The 23,697-nt window shown below is 26.9% G+C and carries 20 protein-coding genes; 13 read left to right on the top strand and 7 right to left on the bottom strand.

The features are described 5' to 3' along the window. Positions 1–53 precede the first annotated feature (53 nt). Both H0H47_RS02585 and H0H47_RS02590 read left to right on the top strand, forming a co-directional pair. Entirely contained in the window at positions 54–935 is an 882-nt protein-coding gene (locus H0H47_RS02585; RefSeq protein WP_185865925.1) for a PASTA domain-containing protein, read from the top strand. Further along, positions 936–1,961, top strand: a complete 1,026-nt coding sequence (locus tag H0H47_RS02590) for an RluA family pseudouridine synthase (RefSeq protein WP_185865926.1) — start codon at positions 936–938, stop codon at positions 1,959–1,961. It abuts the gene before it with no gap. Here the strand turns inward: H0H47_RS02590 and mgtE are convergent. Further along, complete coding sequence (mgtE, locus tag H0H47_RS02595; RefSeq protein ID WP_185865927.1) at positions 1,953–3,305, bottom strand: magnesium transporter; 1,353 nt, start codon at positions 3,303–3,305, stop codon at positions 1,953–1,955. The genes H0H47_RS02590 and mgtE overlap by 9 nt on opposite strands. Positions 3,306–3,425: 120 nt before the next feature. On the opposite strand from mgtE, the gene leuS reads away from it, so the two are divergent. From leuS to rpoN, 6 genes are all read left to right on the top strand, one after another. Continuing rightward, entirely contained in the window at positions 3,426–6,224 is a 2,799-nt protein-coding gene (gene leuS / locus H0H47_RS02600; protein WP_185865928.1) for a leucine--tRNA ligase, read from the top strand. Positions 6,225–6,335: 111 nt separating this feature from the next. Then, positions 6,336–7,766 carry a Glu/Leu/Phe/Val family dehydrogenase gene (locus H0H47_RS02605; RefSeq protein ID WP_185865929.1) on the top strand — a complete coding sequence of 477 codons (1,431 nt, stop codon included), beginning with the start codon at positions 6,336–6,338 and terminating at the stop codon, positions 7,764–7,766. 64 nt (positions 7,767–7,830) lie between these two features. Further along, positions 7,831–8,547 (top strand): UMP kinase, encoded by a 717-nt coding sequence (gene pyrH / locus H0H47_RS02610; protein ID WP_185865930.1) that lies wholly within the window; start codon positions 7,831–7,833, stop codon positions 8,545–8,547. 5 nt (positions 8,548–8,552) lie between these two features. Further along, positions 8,553–9,107: a ribosome recycling factor gene (gene frr, locus H0H47_RS02615; protein ID WP_185865931.1), complete on the top strand. Its 555-nt coding sequence runs from the start codon at positions 8,553–8,555 to the stop codon at positions 9,105–9,107. Then, on the top strand, positions 9,107–10,516 hold the full coding sequence (gene asnS, locus H0H47_RS02620) for an asparagine--tRNA ligase (protein WP_185865932.1): 1,410 nt from the start codon (positions 9,107–9,109) through the stop codon (positions 10,514–10,516). Before frr ends, asnS begins: the two co-directional genes overlap by 1 nt. Positions 10,517–10,529: 13 nt before the next feature. Further along, positions 10,530–11,999 carry an RNA polymerase factor sigma-54 gene (gene rpoN, locus H0H47_RS02625; protein ID WP_185865933.1) on the top strand — a complete coding sequence of 490 codons (1,470 nt, stop codon included), beginning with the start codon at positions 10,530–10,532 and terminating at the stop codon, positions 11,997–11,999. On the opposite strand, the gene H0H47_RS02630 is transcribed toward rpoN, so the two are convergent. From H0H47_RS02630 to H0H47_RS02655, 6 genes are all read right to left on the bottom strand, one after another. Then, the gene (locus tag H0H47_RS02630; RefSeq protein ID WP_185865934.1) at positions 11,994–13,352 is read right to left on the bottom strand and encodes an aldehyde dehydrogenase family protein; all 1,359 of its coding nucleotides are present in this window, start codon (positions 13,350–13,352) and stop codon (positions 11,994–11,996) included. The genes rpoN and H0H47_RS02630 overlap by 6 nt on opposite strands. Before the next feature lie 11 nt (positions 13,353–13,363). After that, complete coding sequence (locus H0H47_RS02635) at positions 13,364–13,810, bottom strand: SufE family protein (RefSeq protein WP_185865935.1); 447 nt, start codon at positions 13,808–13,810, stop codon at positions 13,364–13,366. Positions 13,811–13,860: 50 nt separating this feature from the next. Then, positions 13,861–16,164, bottom strand: a complete 2,304-nt coding sequence (gene metE, locus H0H47_RS02640; RefSeq protein WP_185865936.1) for a 5-methyltetrahydropteroyltriglutamate--homocysteine S-methyltransferase — start codon at positions 16,162–16,164, stop codon at positions 13,861–13,863. A gap of 73 nt (positions 16,165–16,237) precedes the next feature. Further along, on the bottom strand, positions 16,238–17,428 hold the full coding sequence (locus H0H47_RS02645) for a putative sugar nucleotidyl transferase (protein ID WP_185865937.1): 1,191 nt from the start codon (positions 17,426–17,428) through the stop codon (positions 16,238–16,240). Positions 17,429–17,462: 34 nt separating this feature from the next. Continuing rightward, positions 17,463–17,717, bottom strand: a complete 255-nt coding sequence (locus tag H0H47_RS02650; protein WP_185865938.1) for a type B 50S ribosomal protein L31 — start codon at positions 17,715–17,717, stop codon at positions 17,463–17,465. 12 nt (positions 17,718–17,729) lie between these two features. Next, positions 17,730–18,830, bottom strand: coding sequence for a 3-oxoacyl-ACP synthase III family protein (locus H0H47_RS02655; RefSeq protein WP_185865939.1), 1,101 nt, complete (start codon positions 18,828–18,830; stop codon positions 17,730–17,732). A 107-nt stretch (positions 18,831–18,937) separates the two neighbouring features. Between H0H47_RS02655 and H0H47_RS03190 the strand changes: the two genes are divergently transcribed. Genes H0H47_RS03190 through pnp form a run of 5 tightly spaced genes read left to right on the top strand, consistent with a single transcriptional unit; the run spans position 18,938 to position 23,686 of the window. Then, the gene (locus H0H47_RS03190) at positions 18,938–19,111 is read left to right on the top strand and encodes a class I SAM-dependent methyltransferase (RefSeq protein WP_262887354.1); all 174 of its coding nucleotides are present in this window, start codon (positions 18,938–18,940) and stop codon (positions 19,109–19,111) included. A gap of 23 nt (positions 19,112–19,134) precedes the next feature. Continuing rightward, entirely contained in the window at positions 19,135–19,659 is a 525-nt protein-coding gene (locus tag H0H47_RS02660; protein ID WP_262887355.1) for a class I SAM-dependent methyltransferase, read from the top strand. A gap of 41 nt (positions 19,660–19,700) precedes the next feature. After that, positions 19,701–21,218, top strand: a complete 1,518-nt coding sequence (locus tag H0H47_RS02665) for a GH3 auxin-responsive promoter family protein (RefSeq protein ID WP_185865940.1) — start codon at positions 19,701–19,703, stop codon at positions 21,216–21,218. 24 nt (positions 21,219–21,242) lie between these two features. Further along, on the top strand, positions 21,243–21,506 hold the full coding sequence (rpsO, locus tag H0H47_RS02670; protein ID WP_185865941.1) for a 30S ribosomal protein S15: 264 nt from the start codon (positions 21,243–21,245) through the stop codon (positions 21,504–21,506). Positions 21,507–21,538: 32 nt separating this feature from the next. Continuing rightward, positions 21,539–23,686: a polyribonucleotide nucleotidyltransferase gene (pnp, locus tag H0H47_RS02675; RefSeq protein WP_185865942.1), complete on the top strand. Its 2,148-nt coding sequence runs from the start codon at positions 21,539–21,541 to the stop codon at positions 23,684–23,686. Positions 23,687–23,697 lie beyond the last annotated feature (11 nt).

The following is a 23,697-nucleotide window of genomic DNA, read 5'->3' on the forward strand; positions in this document are numbered from 1 at the left end:
ATGTAGAAATGAATGTAGAAATGATTCTTTATATTTAAATAAATATTTTCTTCATGAATTATTCAAAGTATTTTGTAATATTCATCATAAATTTATTAATTTCCATATTTTTTTTATACAAGATCACTCAACTTGCATTAAAATGGGTTGATGGTTACACAAAACATGGATCTTATGTTGTTGTGCCAAATTTGCGTTATTTAACTTTATCTCAATCTATATCTATTTTAAAAAAGTTAGGGTTAAAATATGATATAGATACATCACATTATGATCCAAATTTGAAAAAAAATCAAATTATTTCTTTTTCCCCAGAAGCTGGAGGTTCTGTAAAAGAAGGAAGACATATATATCTAAAAGTCAATTCTCAATCTCAATATACTACTTCTCTGCCCAATATTATAAATAAAAATAAATACATTGCCATGAAATTACTTCATGATAATCATATTCCCGTCAAAGAAATCAAGAGTATTAATGATTTGACTAAAGATACAGTGTTAAAAGTTTTTTATAATAAAAAATCAATTCAATCTGGATACAGATTCCCTTCTCCATCCATTCAAAATGGAATAACTTTGATAATTGGAAAAGGATATGAAAAAAATAATTTAGTGGTTCCAAATGTAATTGGAATGTCATTGCATACTGCAACTTTAACTTTAAAAAACAAATTATTTCGTGTTATTAATTTTTACTATGATCATCCAATAATAGATCCTGATAGAAATGCAAAAGTATATCGTCAAAAACCTTCTCCTGGAGAAATTCAGGATAAAAATAAATCTATTGAACTTTGGTTGACTCCAAAAGAATTATTGGACAACTTAATAAAAACAGAAGAAAAAGATAAAGAAATTGACAAGAAAACAGAAGAAAAAGATAAAGAAATTGACAAGAAAACAGAAGAAAAAGAAATGAACCCTACGAATTAAATGAACAGTTCTACATCTAAAATTAAAATTATTACAGACAAAAATCAAAAAGAAATTCGCATTGACAAATTTTTAAAAAATTATATACAAAATATCAGCAGAAATCAAATTCAAAAGTGGACAAATTCAGGAAAAATTTTAGTAAACAGAAACATTATAAAAAAAAATTATAAAATAAAGCCTTTAGATTTTGTTGAAATAGAAATTTATAGACCAACTGTTCTAGATCATTTAGAATATAAAAATATTACTGCAGAAAAAATAAATCTAGATATTCTTCATGAAGATGAAGACGTAATTGTAGTTAATAAGCCTGCAGGAATGGTAGTTCATCCTGGGTTTGGGAATGAAACAGGAACATTAATTCATGGAATTAAATATCATTTAATAAATTCAAATTTTAATAAATTCAACCTCTATAGATGTGGATTAGTTCATAGATTGGATAAAGATACATCAGGTTTACTGGTTTTAGCTAAAAATGAATATTCTCAAAAACATTTATTTCAACAATTTTATTCTAGAACAATTCAAAGAAAATACATAGCTTTAATATGGGGTGATTTAATTGAAAAAGAAGGAATCATAACTGGATTCATTGGAAGAGATCCTAGAAATAGAAAAAAAATGACAATTTTTAAACAAAATCAAGAAATCAATAAAAATAAAGGAAAGTATTCTATTACACATTACAAAGTATTAGAAAGATTTAAACATTTAACATATATATCTTGCTATATAAAAACGGGAAAAACTCATCAAATAAGAGCTCATTTCAAACATTTAGGACATCCATTATTTCATGACTCAATTTATGGAGGAAATAGAATTTTTATGAAAAAAAAATGCTCAAATCAAAATATAGAATTTTTTAAAAATTGTTTAAAAATTTTACGAAGACAAGCGTTGCATGCCATTTCTCTTTCTTTTATCCATCCTAAAAATGGAAAATGTTATTTTTATTGTCCAATTCCTGAAGATTTTAAATCTGTTTTGAAAAATTGTAGAAATATGTTATCACAATAAGGTCCCACGTAAAAGAATATAAGACATAGAAAAATATATAATTAATCCAATAACATCTACTAATGTAGCAACAAAAGGAACAGAGGAACTAGCGGGATCTCCTCTAAACTTTTTAATTATAAAAGGTAACATAGAACCGCTCAACGTCCCCCATAACACAACTCCGACCAAAGAGAAAAAAACAGTTAATCCAACTAATATCCAATGAGGACCATAATTAAATAAATTGATCTTATGCCAAGCTATCACACGGATAAAACCAGTTAATCCTAAAATACTACCTAAAAAAAACCCACAAATAATTTCTCTCTGCATGACAATCCACCAATCTTTTATTTTAACCTCTCCCAAAGCCATTGCTTGAATAATTAAACTTGCAGCTTGAGCCCCACTATTTCCTCCACTTGAAACAACCAAAGGAATAAACAAAGCAAGAACTACTGCTTTTTCGATAACGCTTGAAAATTCTTGCATCACTGTTGTTGTTAACATTTCTCCTATAAACAACAAGATTAACCATCCGGCTCTTTTTTTAATTAATCGATATAAAGGTTCATTAAGATAAGATTGATTTAATGCTTCCATCCCTCCTATTTTTTGAAGATCTTCTCTATAATTTTCATTTAAAATCAATAAAAGATCGGACACAGTTACTATTCCTAATAAAAAATTATGATCATCAATAACTGGAAGTGATACTCTATTATTCATAGAAAATATTTTAGAAGCTTTTTCTTCTGTATCTTTTAGATTTAAAGCAGAAGAAGATTGACTTTCCATTAAATCTGAGACTCTTGTATTTGGATCTACTAATAAAAAATCCCTGAGTTTGATATCATCGACCAATTTTCCTTTTTGATCAACTATATATACAATTTCTACTATATCACTATTTTTCACCTCTTTACGGATATAATCAAAAACTTCTTGCACTTTCCAAGTTTTTTGAACCGAAAGATAATATGGAATCATCAAACAACCTATGCTATTTTCTGGATATCCTAATGATACTAATATTTTTCTTTTTTCTTCTGGATTTAAATATTTAATTAGATCTTTTAATAGATTTTTAGGAATCTTTTCTAAAAAAGAAAAACGATCCTTTACTGACAAATTATTTAATAACTCCATCCTTTTAATTGAAGAAAACTCTTCTATAATTTTTTTTTTTATAGAAAAATCCAATTCATTAAAAACAGAAATAGCTTTGCATAATTTTAACAAATTAAATATTTTGACAACATCATTTGGATGATGATGAATAATTTTCATTAAGCTATTAATAGTTTGATTATTTAGAAATTTATCATCGTTTATCAAATAATAATGATGCTCATTAAACATTTTTTTCTTTTTTTGTAGATACTTTTTTTGAATATTTATATGATGGTTTCATTTCATCAGTATAAAAGTTAAAATTACGTAATCATTGCAATTTTTGTATAAATAAAGTTTAAAATAGAAATGGAATATAATTTTAGAGAAATAGAAAAACGTTGGCAAATATACTGGAAAAAAAATAATGTTTTTCATACTAAGGAAAACGGAAAAAAGAAATACTACATTCTAAATATGTTTCCTTATCCTTCTGGAGCAGGACTTCATGTCGGACATTGTTTAGGTTATATTGCATCAGATATTTATGCCAGATATAAACGTTCAAAAGGATATAACGTTTTAAACCCTATCGGATTTGATTCTTTTGGATTACCTGCAGAACAATATGCAATTCAAACAGGGAAACACCCTTATGATACCACTCGTCAAAATTCACAAAAGTATAGAGATCAAATGAATAAAATAGGACTTTCTTTTGACTGGAATCGTGAATTGTGCACTAGCAATCCAAATTATTATCGTTGGACTCAATGGATGTTTATTCAAATTTTTAATTCTTGGTACGACAAAAACTGTGAAAAAGCCAAACCTATAGATCTTTTAATTGAAGAATTTAATAAAAACGGAAATGATTTTATCAATGCAAAGACTTCTTTTAATTATAGATTTAATTCAAAAACATGGAATGAACTAAGTATTCATGAAAAAGAATCTATTCTTTTAGATTATCGTTTAGCTTATTTATGCAATAATATAGTAAACTGGTGTCCAGATTTAGGGACTGTTTTGGCTAATGATGAAATAAAAAATGGAAAAAGTCAAAGAGGAGGATATCCAGTCTATAAAAAAAAAATGTTACAATGGCACATAAGAATTAGCGCATATGCAGAAAGACTCATAAAAGGATTAAATTTGATTGATTGTTCTCAATCTCTAAAAAAATTACAATTTAACTGGATAGGAAAATCTATTGGAATTGATATTTCATTGAATATAACACATCCCACTAATAACATCAACAAAATAAAATTATTTATTTCTCGTCCAGAAATGATATTTGGAATAACTTTTATTGTATTATCTCCAGATCATCCACTTGCAGATCAAATAGGTGTTTTTTCCCATAAAAAAAGTGTTTTAACATATCTTATGCAAGAATTTTCTATTGATGAAAATAGAAAAAATGTTTCCGGTGTTTTTACAGGAAATTATGTTTTTCATCCTTTTATTCAAAAAAAAAAAATTCCTATTTATATTAGTACCTATTTTACAGTAGATAATCATACAAAATCAATGATAGGAATTCCTGGGTATGAAGAAAGAAGTAAAAAATTTTCTCAAAAATTTGGATTAGATATTATTCCAATTTGTGAAAAAAAGAACATAAACATAAATACGAATGAGTATATCTGTATTAATTCTGATTTTTTAAATGGATTAAATAGAAAAGAGGCAAGAGAAAAAATAATAGAAATATTAGTGGAAAAAAAAATAGGAAAAATAAATACAAGTTACAAAATACGTGATGCTATTTTTTCTAGACAAAGATATTGGGGAGAGCCAATTCCTATTTATTTTAAAAATAGAATTCCAAAAACAATTCCTATAGATCAATTACCTATTCTTCTTCCTAAAATAGATAATTATCATCCTAAGGATGGAAAATCTTCATTAATTAGAGCAAAAAATTGGGCTTGGGATGAAATAAATATGAAAATTGTTTCAAAAAACCTTATTGATTATATAAATGTATTTCCTATAGAAACTAGCACAATGCCAAGTTGGGCAGGATCTAGTTGGTATTTTCTTAGATATATGGATGTTAATAATCATCAATTTTTTCTTGATAAAAGAAAAGAAAATTATTGGAAGAATGTTGATTTATATATTGGAGGATCTGAACATAGTACTGGACATTTAATTTATGCAAGATTTTGGCACAAATTTTTGAAAGATAGAGGATGGATAACAACTGAAGAACCTTTTAAAAAGGTATTAAATCAAGGAATGATCCTCAGTTATTCTGCTTCTATACTAAAGATTATAGGAGAAAATATCTTTGTATCTTATGGATTAAGAAATCAAAAAAATTATTCATTTCAAGAGGTATATGTAGATCTATCCTTAATAAAAAAGAACAACGAATTGAATATAGAAAAATTTCAAAAAACACGACCAGAATTTAATTCTTCTGTTTTTCTATTAGAAAAAGGAACTTTTCTTTGTAAGAGAAAATTGGAAAAAATGTCTAAATCCAAATATAATGTCATAAATCCTGATGATATATATGAAAAATATGGATCAGATGTATTTCGAATTTATGAAATGTTTTTAGGTCCTATTACTCAATCTAAACCTTGGGACGAAGAAAAAATAAATGGGATAAAAAATTTTATAAACAAATTCTGGCGTCTCTTTCATAAAAATGAAAAATTTAAAGTCAGTGAAGTCAATCCAACATTTAAAGAACTACAAATTTTACATCATACTATAAAGAAAATACAGGATAAAATGCAATCTTTTTCTTTGAATACATCTATTAGTTCATTTATGATTGTTGTGAATCAATTAACAATGTTAAAATGCAATAAAAGAAAAATATTAGAACCTTTAGTTCAATTGATAGCGCCATTTGCTCCTCATATAGCTGAGGAATTATGGTATAAATTAGGAAAAAACAAATCTATTATTCATTATCCAATTCCTTTTTTAAATTCAAAGTATCTAATAGTAGATCAAATCACATATCCAATTATGTTTAATGGTAAATTAAAATTTATAGAAAAATTTGATTCTAATATTTCAATAAAAGAAATAAAAAATAAGATTTTAAATCACCCCAAAACAAAATCTTTTTTAAGAGAAAAAATTTTTAAAAAGTTAATTTTAGTCCCAAAAAAAATAATAAATATTTTATACTATTGATTTTTTAAACTCAAACAAGTTTTGTATTAAAATTTGTACATAAAACGTAGATTTGCATTCGATAATATAATTGTATTTTTTCGTTCTATAGAAATGTGTAAAAACTTTTTTATGTCAAAAAACAACCAAAATAAAACTGGTAAATATAGTTTTTTTAATTGTATAGAAAAAAATTTTGATAAAGCGGCACAATTTCTTTCTATTGAAAAAGGTCTTTTAGAACAAATTAAAGCTTGTAATGCTGTATATCGAATGCATTTTCCTGTAAAAATAGGAAAAGAAATCAAAGTGATTGAGGCTTATAGGGTTCAACATTCTCATCATAAACTTCCCTGTAAAGGAGGTATTAGATATAGCATAAAAGTTAATCAAGATGAAATTATGACTTTGGCTGCTTTGATGACTTACAAATGCGCTATAGTTGATGTTCCTTTTGGAGGATCTAAAGGCGGTATTAAAATTGATCCACAAACTATATCAATAGAAAATATAGAAAAAATAACTCGTCGTTATACTTCTGAATTAATTAAGAAAAATTTTATTGGTCCAGGAATAGATGTTCCTGCACCTGATTATGGAACTGGAGAAAAAGAAATGAGTTGGATTTTTGATACATTTCTATCTATTCGTCCTGGAGATGTGGACGCATTAGCTTGTGTTACAGGAAAACCTGTATCTCAAGGAGGGGTTAGAGGAAGAAAAGAAGCAACAGGATTAGGTGTTTTTTATGGTATTAGAGAATTATGTAGTCTGAAAGAAGATATGTTATCTGTAGGTCTTGATGTTGGACTAGTTGGAAAAAAAATTATAATACAAGGTTTAGGAAACGTTGGTTATCATGCTGCTACTTTTTTTCATGAAGCAGGAGCAATTATTGTGGCTTTAGCAGAAAGAGAAGGAGCCATTTATAATCAAAAAGGATTGAATGTTTCCAAAGTTATTCTCCATTTGAAAAACACTGGATCTATATTAAATTTTCCAGAAGCAAAGAATATTGAGAATACAGAAAATGCTTTAGAATTGGAATGTGATATTTTAATCCCTGCAGCATTAGAAAATGTAATCCATAAGAATAATGCGAATCGTATTAAAGCTAAAATTATTGGAGAAGCGGCAAATGGACCTATCACTCCAGAAGCGGATGAAATATTAGAAAAAAAAGGAGTTATTATAGTTCCTGACATTTATTTAAATGCAGGAGGAGTCACTGTTTCCTATTTTGAGTGGCTAAAAAATTTAAGCCACGTACGTTATGGACGTATGGAAAAGAAATTCAGCGAAAATATGAATGCAGAATTACTACAAGTTATTGAAAATGTTTGCAAAAAACAAATTTCAACAAAAGAAAAAAAAATTATATTGAGAGGGCCAAGGGAAATAGACCTAGTGCGCAGTGGTTTAGAAGATACAATGATTAGTGGATTCCATAAGATTAGTGATCTCAAAAAATCATCAAGAATAGAAAACATGCGAACTGCAGCATTTGTACTTGCTATAAATAAAATTGTAGATTCTTATGAAAAATTAGGAATTTTTCCATAACATCCTTTTTATGATTTTTGAAAAAAATGTTAAAAATATATTTTTTGAATAAATATCTTTTTTCATGAAGTACAAAAGATCATTATTGAAATTAAGCGGAGAAGCTTTGATGGGAAACAACGAATTTGGACTTCATTCTACTTGTCTTCAACAATATGCTGAAGAAGTAAAAAAAGTAGTAGATATGGGGGCTCAAGTAGCTATAGTAATTGGAGGAGGAAATATATTTAGAGGTTTTTCTAGAATAAAAGAAAAAACAATAAATCGTATAGAAGGAGATTACATGGGCATGTTGGCCACCGTTATCAACGGAATCGCTTTTCAATCGTATTTAGAAAATTTAGGAATATGTTCTTATATTCAAACAGCTATTAGAATGGATCAAATAGCAGAACCTTTTGGTAAAGATAGAGCTATTCATCATCTTGAAAAAGGAAGAGTTGTAATATTTGTAGCAGGATTAGGAAATCCTTATTTTACTACAGATACAGCTGCTGTATTACGTGCTATAGAAATCAACGCTGATGTATTATTAAAAGGAACTAGAGTGGATGGTATTTATACCACAGACCCGGAAAAAGATAAATATGCTAAAAAACTTAAAAATATATCCTTTGACATGGTATACAAAATGGGGATCAAAGTTATGGATCAAACTGCTTTTATTTTGGGAAATGAAAACAATTTACCGATTATTATTTTTGATATCAACAGAAAAGGGAATTTTCAAAAAGTAATTTCTGGAGAAGAAATAGGGACTCTAGTTTCCAAAAAAAAATAAAAATTATGGATGAATTAAACGATATTTTTTTTTCTTGTAAAAAAAATATGGAAAAAATTTTTAAACAACTAAAGGAAGAAATTCATCGTATTCGATTAGGTAGCAAATCTATAGTTTCTATTTTGGAAAAAATAAAAATAAAGTGTTATGGAAGTACTTTTCCTCTTATAGAAATAGCAAATATTACTATTGTAGATAACATGAATATTACGATTCTTCCTTGGGATCGTTCTACCATTACACATATAGATAAAGCGATCATAGATTCTAATCTAGGTTTTATGCCAACTAATAAAGGAGAATCCATTCATATACATTTACCCATTATTACAGAAGAAGGAAGAAAAAATTTGATGAAAAAAATCAAATTGCAAACAGAAAACGCAAAAGTACTCATAAGGAATGTCCGAAAAAAAAATAATCAAAATATAAGAAAATTAAAAATATCCGAAGATTTTTCTAAGTCAGGAGAAAACCGTATACAAAAAATAACAAGTGAATATATACAAAAAATAGAAGATTTATTCCTTTATAAAGAAAAAGAAATACTGAGAATATAATGATAAAAAAATATTCAATTAAAGAATTATTAAATAAAGGAAAATTTTTTATAAACAAAAAAGTATTGGTTGAAGGATGGATTCGTTCTTTTCGTTATTCTATTTTTATCACTTTAAATGACGGATCTACAATCAGGAATCTGCAAATTATTTTATCCAAAGAATTTAGAAAGAAAATTACAAAAGAAATAACAATTGGAACTTCAATTCAAGTTATAGGAATTATAAAAGAAAGTATAGGGGCAAAACAATGTATAGAACTGCATTCTTTAGAGATTAACATATATGGATCTGTTCCTTCGTCTATTCTTCAAAAAACTATTTTACAACCTAAAAAACATAGTTTTGAAAAACTTCGTAAACAGGCTCATTTACGTTTTCGAACAAATATTTTTAGCTGTATCATGCGAATTCGTCATCATATGGCTTTTTGTATCCATAAATATTTCCATGAAAATGGATTTTTTTACCTTCATACTCCAATAATTACTACTTCAAATTGTGAAGGAAGTGGAAAGATGTTTCAAATTACTACTATAGATTTAAAAAATAATCCAATAGATTATAAAAAAGATTTTTTTAAATGTAAAACTTATTTAAGTGTATCCGGACAACTAGAAGCTGAAACAGCTGCTTTGGGATTAGGAAAAGTGTATACATTTGGACCTGTATTTCGCGCAGAAAATTCCAATACTTCACGGCATTTATCCGAATTTTGGATGATAGAACCAGAAATAGCATTTTATCATCTAGAAGAAAATATGAATTTAGCTGAAGATTTTTTAAAATTTATTATCAGATACATTCTTGATAAGAATATGGAAGATTTATCATTTTTAAATGAACACTTAAAAAAATGGAAAAAGAAGGAGAAAGAATCCCTTTTAAAAAAATTAGAACTTGTACTAAAATTTCCATTTCAAAGAATCAGTTATACAGAAGCTGTCAAAATTCTTATTCAAGAAGAAAAAAAACAAAAAATAAAATTTTTTAATCCTGTTGTTTGGGGAATGGATTTGCAATCTGAACATGAACAATATTTAGTCGATAAGTATTTTAAGATTCCTGTTATTGTGTTTGATTATCCTTCTTGTATAAAAGCTTTTTATATGCGTATAAATAATGATGGGAAAACAGTTAGAGCTATGGATATTTTATTTCCAGAAATAGGAGAGGTTATTGGGGGGTCTCAAAGAGAAGAACGTTATGAAATTTTATTACAACGCATAAAAGATACAAATACGGATAAAAATAAACTTTGGTGGTATTTAGATACACGTCGTTTCGGTTCTGTTCCTCATAGTGGATTTGGTTTAGGTTTTGATCGTTTAGTTCAATTCATAACAGGAATGAATAATATTCGTGATGTTATTCCATTTCCAAGAACTCCAAATAATGCAGAGTTTTAAAACATATTTTTTTATGTTAAAACAGCAATTATCACAAAAAGGACAACACAAACTATCTCCACAACAAATTAAACTCATGAAATTAGTTCAGTTATCTACTTTAGATTTTGAACAAAGAGTAAAACAAGAATTGGAAGAAAATCCAGCATTAGAAGAAGAAAATTCTTCTGAATTAGAAGAAGAATTTTCAGAATCAGAAACATCTGAAAATGATTTTGATCTTCTAGAAGATCAAAATCAATCCATAGATATTTCAGAAATAGATGAATATTTGAGTGATGATGAAATTGAAGATTATAAAAATAATATCAATCATCAAAATTACGGTGTAGAAAAACATATTCCTATTATTTCTGGAATTTCTTTTCAAGAATATTTGAAAAATCAATTGCATACTTTTCGTTTGAACGAAGAAGATTTACTGATAGCAGATTTTGTATTAGGAAATATAGATGATGACGGTTATATAAGAAGAAAGATCACATCTATAGCAGATGATATTCTTTTAATACTTGGAATATCAGTTAATTCAGAAAAAATAGAACAATTAATTTTAAACTATATACAAAAATTAGACCCTGTGGGTGTAGGATCCAGAAACTTACAAGAATGTCTACTTATTCAATTGGAAAAAAAAAAAATGACAAAAGAGGTTCTTATCGCCAAAAAAATTATACAATATAATTTTGAATCTTTTGTAAAAAAACATTATCAAAAACTGCAAAAAAAGTTAGGAATAACAAAAAAAAATTTAAGAAAATCTATTTATCAAATAGAAAAATTAAATCCAAAACCAGGAAAAATTTATTCAGAAAATACCAAAAATTTAAATCACATCATTCCAGATTTTACTATTTGTATTTTAGATAATAAACTAGAACTTTCTTTAAATCAAAGAAATATACCAGAAATAAAGATATCACCTATATATTTAGATATGTTAAAATCTTATAAATCTTCAAAAAATAAAAATTTAAAGAAAAATGAGGAAACCATTGTTTTTCTGAAACAAAAAATAGATTCTGCGAAATGGTTTGTAGATGCAATCAAAAAACGTCAAAATACGTTGATGTTAACAATGAATGCTATTATGGATTATCAAAAAGAATATTTTTTAACTGGAGATCCAGTTAAAATAAAACCTATGATCTTAAAAAACATTTCACAAAAAATTGGAGTAGGAATTTCTACCGTTTCACGTGTAGCTAATAGAAAATATGTTAATACACCATACGGTACTTTTTTGATTAAAAGTTTTTTTTCTGAGAAAATGAAAAACAAAGAAGGAGAAGAAATATCCTCTATTGAAATCAAAAAACTTTTAGGAGAATCCATAGATAAGGAAAATAAAAAAAAACCTCTTACCGATGAAAAACTATCTAAAATACTCAAAAAAAAAGGCTATCTAGTAGCTAGAAGAACTGTTGCTAAATATAGAGATCAAATGCATATTCCTGTTGCAAGAATGCGAAAAAATTTATAATTTTTTTATAATCACCGTTTTCCAATTGGACAATTCTTTTATAGATAAAATAGATAGTTCTCTTCCATATCCAGATTTCTTGACTCCTCCAAAAGGAAAACGAACATCTGATTTCACAATATCATTAATAAAAATCATTCCAGTATCTATTTTCTTGGATAATTTTTCAGCTTTTTCCAAATCTTTTGTCCAAATAGATGCTCCTAACCCATAACATGTATTATTAACAATATCAGGAATTTCTTCTTCTCTAGAAAAAATAGAAACAATTCCTATTGGTCCAAAAATTTCTTCTTTTTTCACAATAAAATTATCTTTTTCTATTCTTAATAAAGAGGGAGAAAAAAAATTTCCATCTTTATTAGTTTCTAAACAGATTTTTCCTCCATTTAATATGATATTTTTATATTGATGATATAATTTTTCAGATAAATCATAACGAGATATATAACCAATCTTGGTAGATTCATTATATAAATCTCCTTTTTGATATTCTTTCATTTCTTGGATAACTATATCTATAAAATCATTTACTATAGATTGATCTACAATAAACCTTTTTGCCGAAATACATGTTTGTCCTGTATTATTTAATCGGGATTCTGTAGCTAATTTAGCTGTTTTTTTAATATCTTCAACATCTTTCATGACTACAAAAGCATCATTTCCTCCCAACTCCAAAACGGATTTTTTGATATATTTTCCAGATAATGATCCTATAATACTTCCAGAAAAAGAACTTCCAGTAAATGTCACTCCTTGTATCACTGTATTAGCTATAACTGATTCTATTTTGGGAATATCTATTAATAAAATTTGAAAAACACCTTCAGGAAAACCAGCCTTTATAAATATTTTTTCCAAAATCATAGAGCATCCTGCTGTATTTATAGCTGGTTTAATAAGAATTACATTTCCTAATAATAAATTAGGAATAGAAGATCTTATGGTTTGCCAAATAGGATAGTTCCAAGGCATGATTCCTAATATAGGACCTATAGATTCAAATCTTACATAAGATTTTTCATATTCAGTAGATATTTTTTGAAAAAAAATGGACTCTTTCTGTTGACAATAATATTTACACAAATTTATGCTCTTATTTACTTCTAAACGAGACTGAGTGATAGGCTTTCCCATTTCTTGGGTAATTAAATAGGATGTAATATCTATAGTTTTTTGCATGCAAGAGTATAATGTCGTTAAACATTGAACTTTAGATTCAAAAGAATAATCTTTCCACTTTTTGTATGCATGATGAGCTATAGATAATTTAGTTCTAATATCCTTTTCAGATAGAAAATAATAAGTATTTAAAATATTATTGTCTACAGGATTAATAGTTTGAAACATCTCATTTTTTTTTAAATTTGATCATTTGATCCAATAGAAATTTTGGCATTAAGAGCTATGGCATAAATTTTTATTTTTTTTAAAAATAAAAGCATGCCATTGGCTCTAATAGGGGATAAAAAAGTTTGAAATCCTATTTCATGAATAAAATTAGTAGTGTTCGAATAAATAATTTCAAAGGGGAAAAGTCCTGAATAAACACGAACCATAAGAGCCGCCATTCCTCTAGGTAATAAAGCATCACCATCTGCATCAAAGAAAATACGCGAACCTTTCAACTCAGCATCTAACCAAACTTTTGATTGACATCCATAAATTAATTTTTCATCTGATCTAAATTCATCTGGTTTTTTTGGCAATTTTTTTCCCAAATCTATTAAATATTCATATTTTTCTTCCCAATTTTTTAGAAGATGAAATTCTTTTTTTATTATTTCCTCTTTCTTATACAAATTCATTTCTAAATTTTTACACAAATATAGAAATATACTTTTATTTAATTCTTAAATTAAGAAGAGTGATTGGTCAGTTTCATTCTAGCTATTTTTGCCGCTTTTGTCATATTTTTTAAGGACTTCAAAACTTCTTCCCATTTTCTAGTTTTTAACCCACAATCTGGATTCACCCAAATATTTCTGATTGGTAATTTTTTTGAAGCTTTTTCTATTAAATCAAAAATTTCTTCTACAGTAGGAATTCTAGGTGAATGAATGTCATATACACCTGGACCTATTTCATTAGGATAAGAAAAAGTAGAAAAGGCTTTCAACAATTCCATTCTGGATCTAGAAGTCTCCATAGTAATTACATCTGCATCTAGATCTGCTATATGTTCTAATATATCGTTAAATTCACTATAACACATATGTGTATGAATCTGAGTCTCATCTTTCACTCCACTTGAAGAAATACGAAAAGCCTTAATCGCCCAATGAAAATAAGACTTCCAATTCTTTTTTTTCAAAGGTAATCCTTCTCTAATAGCAGGTTCATCAATTTGAATGACCTGGATTCCAGATTTTTCTAAAGAAAGAACTTCTTCTCTAATCGCCCAAGCTATTTGATATGCTGTATGAGAAATAGGCTGATCGTTCCGAACAAAAGACCATTGCAAGATAGTAACTGGTCCAGTTAACATCCCTTTCATTAACTTTCTGGTTTTAGATTGAGCAAAACATATCCAATCCACAGTCATGTCTCCAGTACGACTAACGTCTCCATAAATAATAGGAGGTTTAACACACCTACTTCCATAACTTTGGACCCATCCATTTTCAGTAGAAAGGGTTCCTTTAAGTTTGTTTGAAAAATATTCCACCATATCAGTTCTCTCAAATTCACCATGAACTAAAACATCCAAATCGATTTCTTCTTGTTTTTTGATAAGATCTACAATAAAGGATTGTGTTTTTTGATCATATTCCTCTTTGCTTAATTCTTTTTTACGAAATTTATTTCGCAAATTACGTATTTCTTTTGTTTGAGGAAAAGATCCTATAGTAGTAGTTGGAAACAAGGGAAGATTAAATTTTTCTTTTTGTTTTCTTTGTCGAATATGAAAAGGATTTTTTCTTTGTGTGTCTTTCTCTTTTATTTTTATTGCTCTCTCTTTGATTTTTTTATCATAAAAAAAAGAAGATTTCTTATATTTTTCTAGTAAGGAAAAATTATTTAATAAAATATCTTTATCTCCTTTTATAATACATTCTAAATCATTTAATTCATCGATTTTTTGTCTTGCAAAAGACATTCTTTTTTTTACATCATCATGAATGAAGTGTTCATATTCTATATTTATAGGAACATGTAAAAGAGAACAATTCGGAGCAATCATAACGCGATCTTCTCCTATGGATTCTATTGTTTTTTCAATTTTCTTGATTGAATCAGTGTAATTATTTTTCCATATATTTCTTCCATCAATAATTCCTAAAGACAAAATCATTTTTGATTCTTTGACAAAAGAAAGTATTTTTTCCAATTGTTCTGAATCTTCTACCAAATCTATATGTAAAGCTTTTACAAAAAAGCCTCTAAGAAGAGAAATATTTTCTGAAACCCCATCAAAGTAAGAGGTTAATAAAATATTGGTATCTGAACAAAATTTAGATATTTTTTTATAAGCATATTGAAACGCTTCTTTTTCTTTTTCAGACATATCTAAAACTAAAATAGGTTCATCTAATTGAATCCAATTAGTTCCTTGATTTTTTAAATCATTGATAATCTGTATATAAACAGGAACAATTTTTTCAATTAAATCCATTTTATGAAAGGATTTATCCTTTTCTTTTCCCAAGAAAAGGTAAGAGACTGGTCCTATTAATACAGGTTTTATTTTTTTTATTGATTTTAATAACCTTTTTGATTCTTCTAATTCATCAAAGATTTTCTTTGAAAAAATAGAAAATTTTTGATTTTTATCAAATTCTGGAACTATATAATGATAATTAGTGTTAAACCATTTCGTCATTTCCATAGCTTTTATGTCCCATCCATTTTTTTGAAATCCCCTAGCCATAGAAAAATATAGATCAATACTGTTTTGAATAATTGGAACGGAAAGATAAGACTCTGGAATGACTCCTAATAACAACGACATATCTAAAACGTGATCATAAAAACTAAAATCATTGCATGGAATCAAATCCAAATTTGCCATTTCCTGCATCTTCCAATTTTCTTTCCTTATTTTTTTTCCGACTTCAAATAAAGTTTCCGAATCTATTTTTTTCGACCAATAAGATTCACAAGCTTTTTTTAACTCTCTTTGTATTCCTATACGAGGATAACCCAGGTTATGTTTCAGCATATTTTATTTAATTAAATCTATTTTAATCACTTTATCCTTTCTCCATGGAACTCCATGTAATTTTTTTAAAAAACTAAATATCCAATAATTGATACAAATATTGTAAAATTTTTTTATCTAAAACAGAAAAGTTAACCTTTCTCCTTTTCATCATAATTTCAGCTGTTTCACAAACTTGATGAAAAGGTATTTTTTTTCTGTTTTGTATTCCCCCCAAAGAAAAAGAAGGAATATATCTAGGCGGAAATCCATATCCAAAAATACTATTGCTAACTCCTACTACCGTAGCTGTATTAAATTGAGTATTTATCCCTGATTTAGAATAATCTCCCATGATCATTCCAAAAAATTGTACATCAACAGGAATAAAATCTTTTTTTTCATAATTCCAAACTGTTACTTTACGATAATCATTTCTCAAATTAGAAATATTAGTTCCAGCTCCTAAATTACACCACTCTCCTAAAATAGTATTTCCTAAAAATCCATCGTGAGCTTTATTAGAATAGGAAAAAACTACAGAATTTATAATTTCTCCACCTACTTTACAAGAATGACCAATAGTTGTTCCTCCATATATTTTTGAACCTATATTCAAGGTAGATTTTTTTCCAATGGCTGCTGGACCCCTAACTACAGACCCTTCCATGATTTCAACTCCTTTTTCAATATATATTGGGCCCAATTGAGCATTTAATACAACATTATTTGCTTTTATATCTTCTTCCAAAAAAATTGCTTTTTTGCAAAGAACATGATTTTTACCCAATAAAGAAAAAGATTTTTTTCCTTTTGTGAAAAACATGAAATCTTTTTTCAACACAGTTTCATTATTCATAAATATATCCCATGGATATTGTATATGGATAATTTTTTTGATATTATATTTTTTTTTAAAAGAGAGAACATTTTCTTTTTCTTTTCTTTCACAGGAAAAAAAACTCTTTTTTACAGCTACAATTTTTTCTTTAAAAAAAATAGCTTCGTTTTCCTTTAAGGAAAAAATCATCTGAATTAATTCTTCGTTTGGCAAATATGAAGAATTAATTAATAATATATTTTTAAAAAAAGAATCATTATTTATCAATGAATATTTCTTTGAAAGAAATGATTGTGTAATAATGCCTGAAATTTTTTTTCCAATATATTTTTCCCATCTTTCTTTCATTGTGAATAAACCCAAACGAATTTCTGATACAGGTCTAGTAAATGTTATAGGAAATAAATTTCTCCATTCTATTCCATCATATAATATGAAATTCATATTACATATTAGTTTAGTTGATCTGATCAATTATTCACATTTTTTTATATTTTTCATATTTTCTTTTAAATCTTTCTGCCGGTCCTGTTTTTCCTAAAAACCTTTTTTCTCCAGTAAAAAATGGATGAGAATAACTAGATATTTCCATTTTATATAACGGATAATCGCATCCATCTATTTGAATGGAATCTTTTGTTTTTACTGTTGATCTGCAAATCAAAATTTTTTCATTATTAATATCTTTAAAAACAACAGGTCTATAATTTTCCGGATGTATTTTTTTTCTCATATTTTTTCATTTTTATTTTTTTAGTGGGAAACGATAAATCATTCCATTAATATTCATTCCTGCTCCTAGAGATGCCATTAATATAGTGTCTCCAGGTTCTATTTCATGAGGAGGCATTTTCCCCTGAATAATCAAATCCAACAAAGTAGGGACAGTAGCTACAGAAGAATTTCCAAATTTTCTTATTGTCATTGGCATTATTTTTGATATAATTCCTTTATTTAGAGATGTATAATTATACAATTTCAATAATCTTTTTAAGATTGCATAATCCATTTTTGCATTAGCTTGATGAATAAGAATTTTCTTAATATCTTTCAAATGCAAATTTGCATGATCAAGTATATTTTTTAACATATTTGGAACTTCTGTCAATGCGTATTCATAAATTCTTCTTCCATTCATTCTAATATTCACTAGAGATTTTTTATAATTTTGATTTAAAGAAGGACCATTAGTTAAGTAATACAACTCATCGTTATTATTGCATTGAGTCTCATAATGAATAATTCCATTTTTTTCATTCTCCAAATCTTCTATAGCTGATAAAACAGCTGCTCCAGCTCCATCCGAAAAAATCATAGCATTTCTATCATGTGGATCTATAACTTTAGATAAAGTTTCTGAACTGGTAACTAATATATTCTTAGCATATTTAGCTTGTAAAAGCTGATCGGCAAGAATCATACCTTCTATCCATCCTGGACAACCAAAAATCATATCATATGGTCTACATTTTTTATTCTTTATTTGAAGTTTGTTCTTTACTCTAGCGGCTATAGAGGGCATAAAATCAGATTGACAAGAAATAGGATGAATATCTCCATAATTATGAGCAGATATAATATAATCTATTTTTTCTTTATAAATTTTAGAATTAATCAAAGCTCTTTTTGCTGCAATCGTAGCAATATCCGAATTCAATAATCCTTTATTAATATATCTTCTTTCCTCTATTTCCGTAATTTTTTGAAACTTATTAATAATTTCTTCATTAGACTTATCAATTTTTAATCCTTTTTTATCGTAAAATTTATGTCTTAAAAAATGATCACTTTTTATAATTTTTTTGGGCAAATAGTGCCCAGTTCCTGTAATGATTGATCGAATCATTTTTTTCAAAAATAAAAATTAATGATAAAATAAAAAAAATAAAATTATTTAAAAGAGTTAAAGAACCGTTTTTTCTTCATAATTTAAAAGGTAAATTATACAACATTATGAACAAACATTCTATAAAAGAAGAAAAAATAAAAAATATGTTTGATCACATTTCTCATAAATATGATTTGATAAATCATATATTGTCTTTTGGGATAGATTTTTTTTGGAGAAGAAAAATAATTCATTTATTAGATAAATTTAATAAAAAAAAAAGATTCAAAATATACTAGATTTAGCTACTGGAACCGGAGATTTGGCTATTCTTTTAGCAAATAGATTTGATGATGCTTACATTATAGGATTAGATCCATCGGAAAAAATGCTAGAAGTAGCTCAAAATAAAATAAGAAATAATTTTTTGGAAAAAAGAATCAAATTAATTCAAGGATATTCTCAACATATTCCATTTGGAAATAGAACTTTCGATGCAGTGACTGTAGCTTTTGGAATAAGAAATTTTCAATATATTCACCTTTCTTTCAAAGAAATATATAGAATACTGAAACCTTTAGGAATATTAGGAATATTAGAATTCTCTAAACCTTCCAATTATTGGATTAAAAAAATTTACTATTTCTATTCTCATTTTATCCTAAATAAAATAGGAAGTTCCCTATCAAATAATCATATTGCATATAATTATTTAAAAGAGTCTATTAGATCATTTTCTTATTGTGGAAAAAGGATGAATAAACTTTTAAAGTTTCATAAATTTAACACAATATATATGAAAAAATTAACTTTTGAAATTGCTTCTATTTATTTGTCAAATAAATAAAATTCATTTTTTTGCATTTATAACTAACATTCTTTATCGTAATGATAAAATATTTATCCGGGTATTTAACATCTTCTTTTCTCAAAAAAAGAATTAAAAACATAGAATTTTTCATGCGTTATCCAACAGAAATACAAAATCAATTGATTAATCGATTGATTTTGTATGCAAAAGACACTGAATTTGGAAAAAAACATGGGTTTCGTGACATTAAGAAATATCAGCAATTTTCTGAAAGAATACCCATATGTAAATATGAAGATTTAAAATATGTAATCAAAAGAATTCGTAGAGGAGAAAAAGATATATTATGGCCAGGAACAGTAAAATGGTTTGCCAGATCTTCTGGAACTACAAATACAAAAAGTAAATATATTCCTGTGACCAAACTCTCCATGAATGAGTGTCATTACAAAGCAGGAAAAGATATGTTATCTATTTATATTCATAATCATCCAAAAACGAAAATTTTTTTCGGAAAAGCTGTTCGTTTAGGAGGAAGTCATGAATTATATAAAAATTACAACACTTTTTATGGGGATTTATCTTCTATTTTGATCAAAAATATGCCTTTTTGGGCGGAAAATATTTGTATTCCTGGTAAAAAAACAGCTTTAATGAGCGAATGGGAAACAAAACTGGAAAATATAGTAAAAGAAACAGGATGCAAGGATGTTCGAATTTTGTTGGGAGTTTGTTCTTGGTTATTAATATTTTTAAACAAATTGCTAAAAAAATTTGACAAAAAAAGAATTAACGAAATATGGCCTAATATAGAAGTCATATTTCATGGAGGAATGAGTTTAAAACCTTATATACATCAATATCAGAACTTATTCGAAAAATCTATTAATTATTACGACATATATAGTGCTTCAGAAGGTTTTTTTGCTATTCAAGATCAAAGAAATGTTGAAGATCTTTTGCTTTTATTAAATCATGGAATTTTTTATGAATTTATTCCTGCAGAAGACATAGATAAAAAAAATCCTAAAATAATCTCCATTGAGAATGTGGAATTGAATAAAAATTATGCATTAGTTGTTTCTACTAATGCCGGATTATGGAGATATATTGTTGGAGACACTATTAAATTTACTAATTTATCACCATATAGAATTTCTATTTCAGGAAGAACCACTCTTTACATTAATTCCTTTGGGGAAGAATTAATTATTGAAAATGCGGAGGAAGCTTTGAATAAAACTTGCCTAAAAACAAATTCTATTATTCATGAATATACAGCAGGTCCCATTTATATGAATCAAAACAATTCTGGTGCTCACGAATGGATTATAGAATTCAAGAAACATCCGAAAAATTTGTGCAATTTTAGAAACATTTTGGATAACGAATTAAAATCTCTGAATTCCGATTATGAAATTAAACGATATAAAAATATTGTTTTGGGGCCTCCTATTATACATGTAGCTAGAAATGGGTTATTTTATAATTGGTTGAAAAAAAATAAAAAATTAGGTGGACAAAATAAAATTCCTCGTTTATCTAATGATAGAAAATATATAGATTCCATTCTCAAAATGGAAAAAAATTTTTAGTAGAAATATTTTTAACTTTATATCATGACTGCAGAGAAAAAAAAAGAAATATTCAAGATCTATGGAACATCTGTTAACGATACAGGTTCTTCAAAAGTACAAGTAACCTTGTTCACTTACCGGATTAATCACTTAAGCAATCATCTGAAAAACAATAAAAAAGACTTTAATACAGAAAGAGCTTTGGTAAAATTAGTGGGTAAAAGAAAAAAACTATTAAAATATATAGAAAAACGTGATATTAATTGTTATAAAAAAATAATTAAACATCTAGGATTGAGAAAATGATATAGTATTTCTAGATAGAAAAAAAATAAAATATGCCAGATATAGTTAAAGAAACCATATCTCTTAAAGATGGTCGTACTATCATTATTGAAACAGGAGAGTTAGCTAGACAAGCAGATGGAGCTGCTGTAGTACGTATAGGAGATACAATGCTATTGGCTACTGTAGTTGTTTCCAAAGAAATAAAAAATGAAAAAAATTTTTTTCCTTTAACAGTAGATTATAGAGAAAAATATTCCGCAGGCGGAAAAATTCCTGGGGGGTTTATAAAAAGGGAAGGAAGACCTTCCGATGAAGAAATATTAACAATGAGATTAGTTGATCGAGTTTTAAGGCCAACATTTCCAGAATGGTTCAAAAATGAAATACAGATAATGATTTCTTTATTGTCATATGATAAAAATGTTTTGCCGGATGGATTAGCTGGATTAGCCGCATCAACAGCTCTATCTGTAGCAGGAATCCCTTTCAATGGTCCTATATCAGAAATACGTATTATACGTTTAAAAAAAAAATTTATTATTAATCCTAGTTTAGATCAATTGAAAGAAGCAGATATAGATTTGATAGTGGGTGCTTCTATAAACTCTATTATCATGATAGAAGGAGAAATGAAAGAAATAAAAGAAAGTGAATTATTGAATACTATAATTCAAGCTCATGAAGAGATTAAACCTCAGATAGAAGCTCAAATACGTTTATCTGAAAAATTATCCAAAAAAAATAAATTTTTTTTTGAAGATCAAGAAGAAAAAATAGAAAAATCAGAAAATGAATTTTTCAAAAAAGAACTTTTTTCTTTTTCTTACGAAAAAATTGAAAAAATTTACAATGATTTTTTAGAAAAAAAAACTAGATCTATTCAAGAAAAAATTATCTTAAATAATTTCAAAAAAAAATTTTTAACAGAAGAAAAAATAGAAAAAGAAAAAAAAGAAGCTATCATTGATCAATTTTATGAAGAAATCAAAAAAAAAGTAACCAGAAATTTGATTTTAGAAAAAGGAATTCGATTGGATGGTAGAACTAATAAACAAATACGTCCAATATATAGTGTTGTAGATTACTTACCAGGAGTCCATGGTTCTGCTTTATTTTCTAGAGGAGAAACTCAATCACTCACAACTGTCACTTTAGGGTCATCTTTAGATGCTAATAAAATAGATAATGTTGTTGTGGAAAATCAGGAAAAATTTTATCTACATTACAATTTTCCACCTTTTTCAACAGGAGAAATACGTCCAATCAGGGGGGTTTCTAGACGTGAAGTTGGTCATGGTAATTTAGCTCAACGTGCATTGAAAAATATTATACCTGATAATCCATATACGATACGTGTTGTATCAGACATTTTAGAATCTAATGGATCTTCTTCTATGGCTACAGTTTGTGCTGCAAGTTTAGCTTTGATGGATGCTGGTATTTCTATTAAAAATCCAGTTTCTGGAATTGCAATGGGATTATTGATGGAAAAAGAAAAAAAAATTATTATATCGGATATAATAGGTGAGGAAGATCACTTTGGAGATTTAGATTTTAAAATAACGGGAACCCAGTATGGAATTACAGCTTGTCAAATGGATGTAAAAAAAACACATGGATTAACATATGATCTTTTAAATCAAATTTTGATGCAAGCTTTAGAAGGACGAATTTTCATCTTAAAAAAAATGATAGAAGTCTTACCAAAATATAGAAAAAAAATGAAACCTAATGCTCCAAAAATATACACTTTTAATATTCCCAAAGATTTCATTGGATCAGTCATAGGACCAGGAGGGAAAGTTATTCAAGAAATACAATCATACACAAACACTAACATACTAATTGAAGAAAAAGGAGATTTTGGTTACATTGAAATTGTCGGTAAAGATTATGAAAAAATAGAAAAAGCTATTGATAGAATTAAACAAATTACTTTCGTTCCAGAATTAGGAAAAGTTTATAAGGCAAAAGTGAAATCTATAAAAGATTTTGGAGCTTTTGTTGAAATAGCTAAAGGGGTAGAAGGATTACTACATATTTCAGAAATCAGATGGAAAAGATTGAATCGCATAGAAGAAGAGTTACATATTGGTGACATTATTGATGTAAAATTTATGGGAATGGATGAAAAAAATAAAAAAATGAAACTTTCTAGAAAAGTTCTTTTTCCTCGTCCAGGAAAAAAAAATGATTAAAAAAAAATATG

This window comes from Blattabacterium cuenoti, assembly GCF_014252075.1.
Classification (GTDB): domain Bacteria; phylum Bacteroidota; class Bacteroidia; order Flavobacteriales; family Blattabacteriaceae; genus Blattabacterium; species Blattabacterium cuenoti_AC.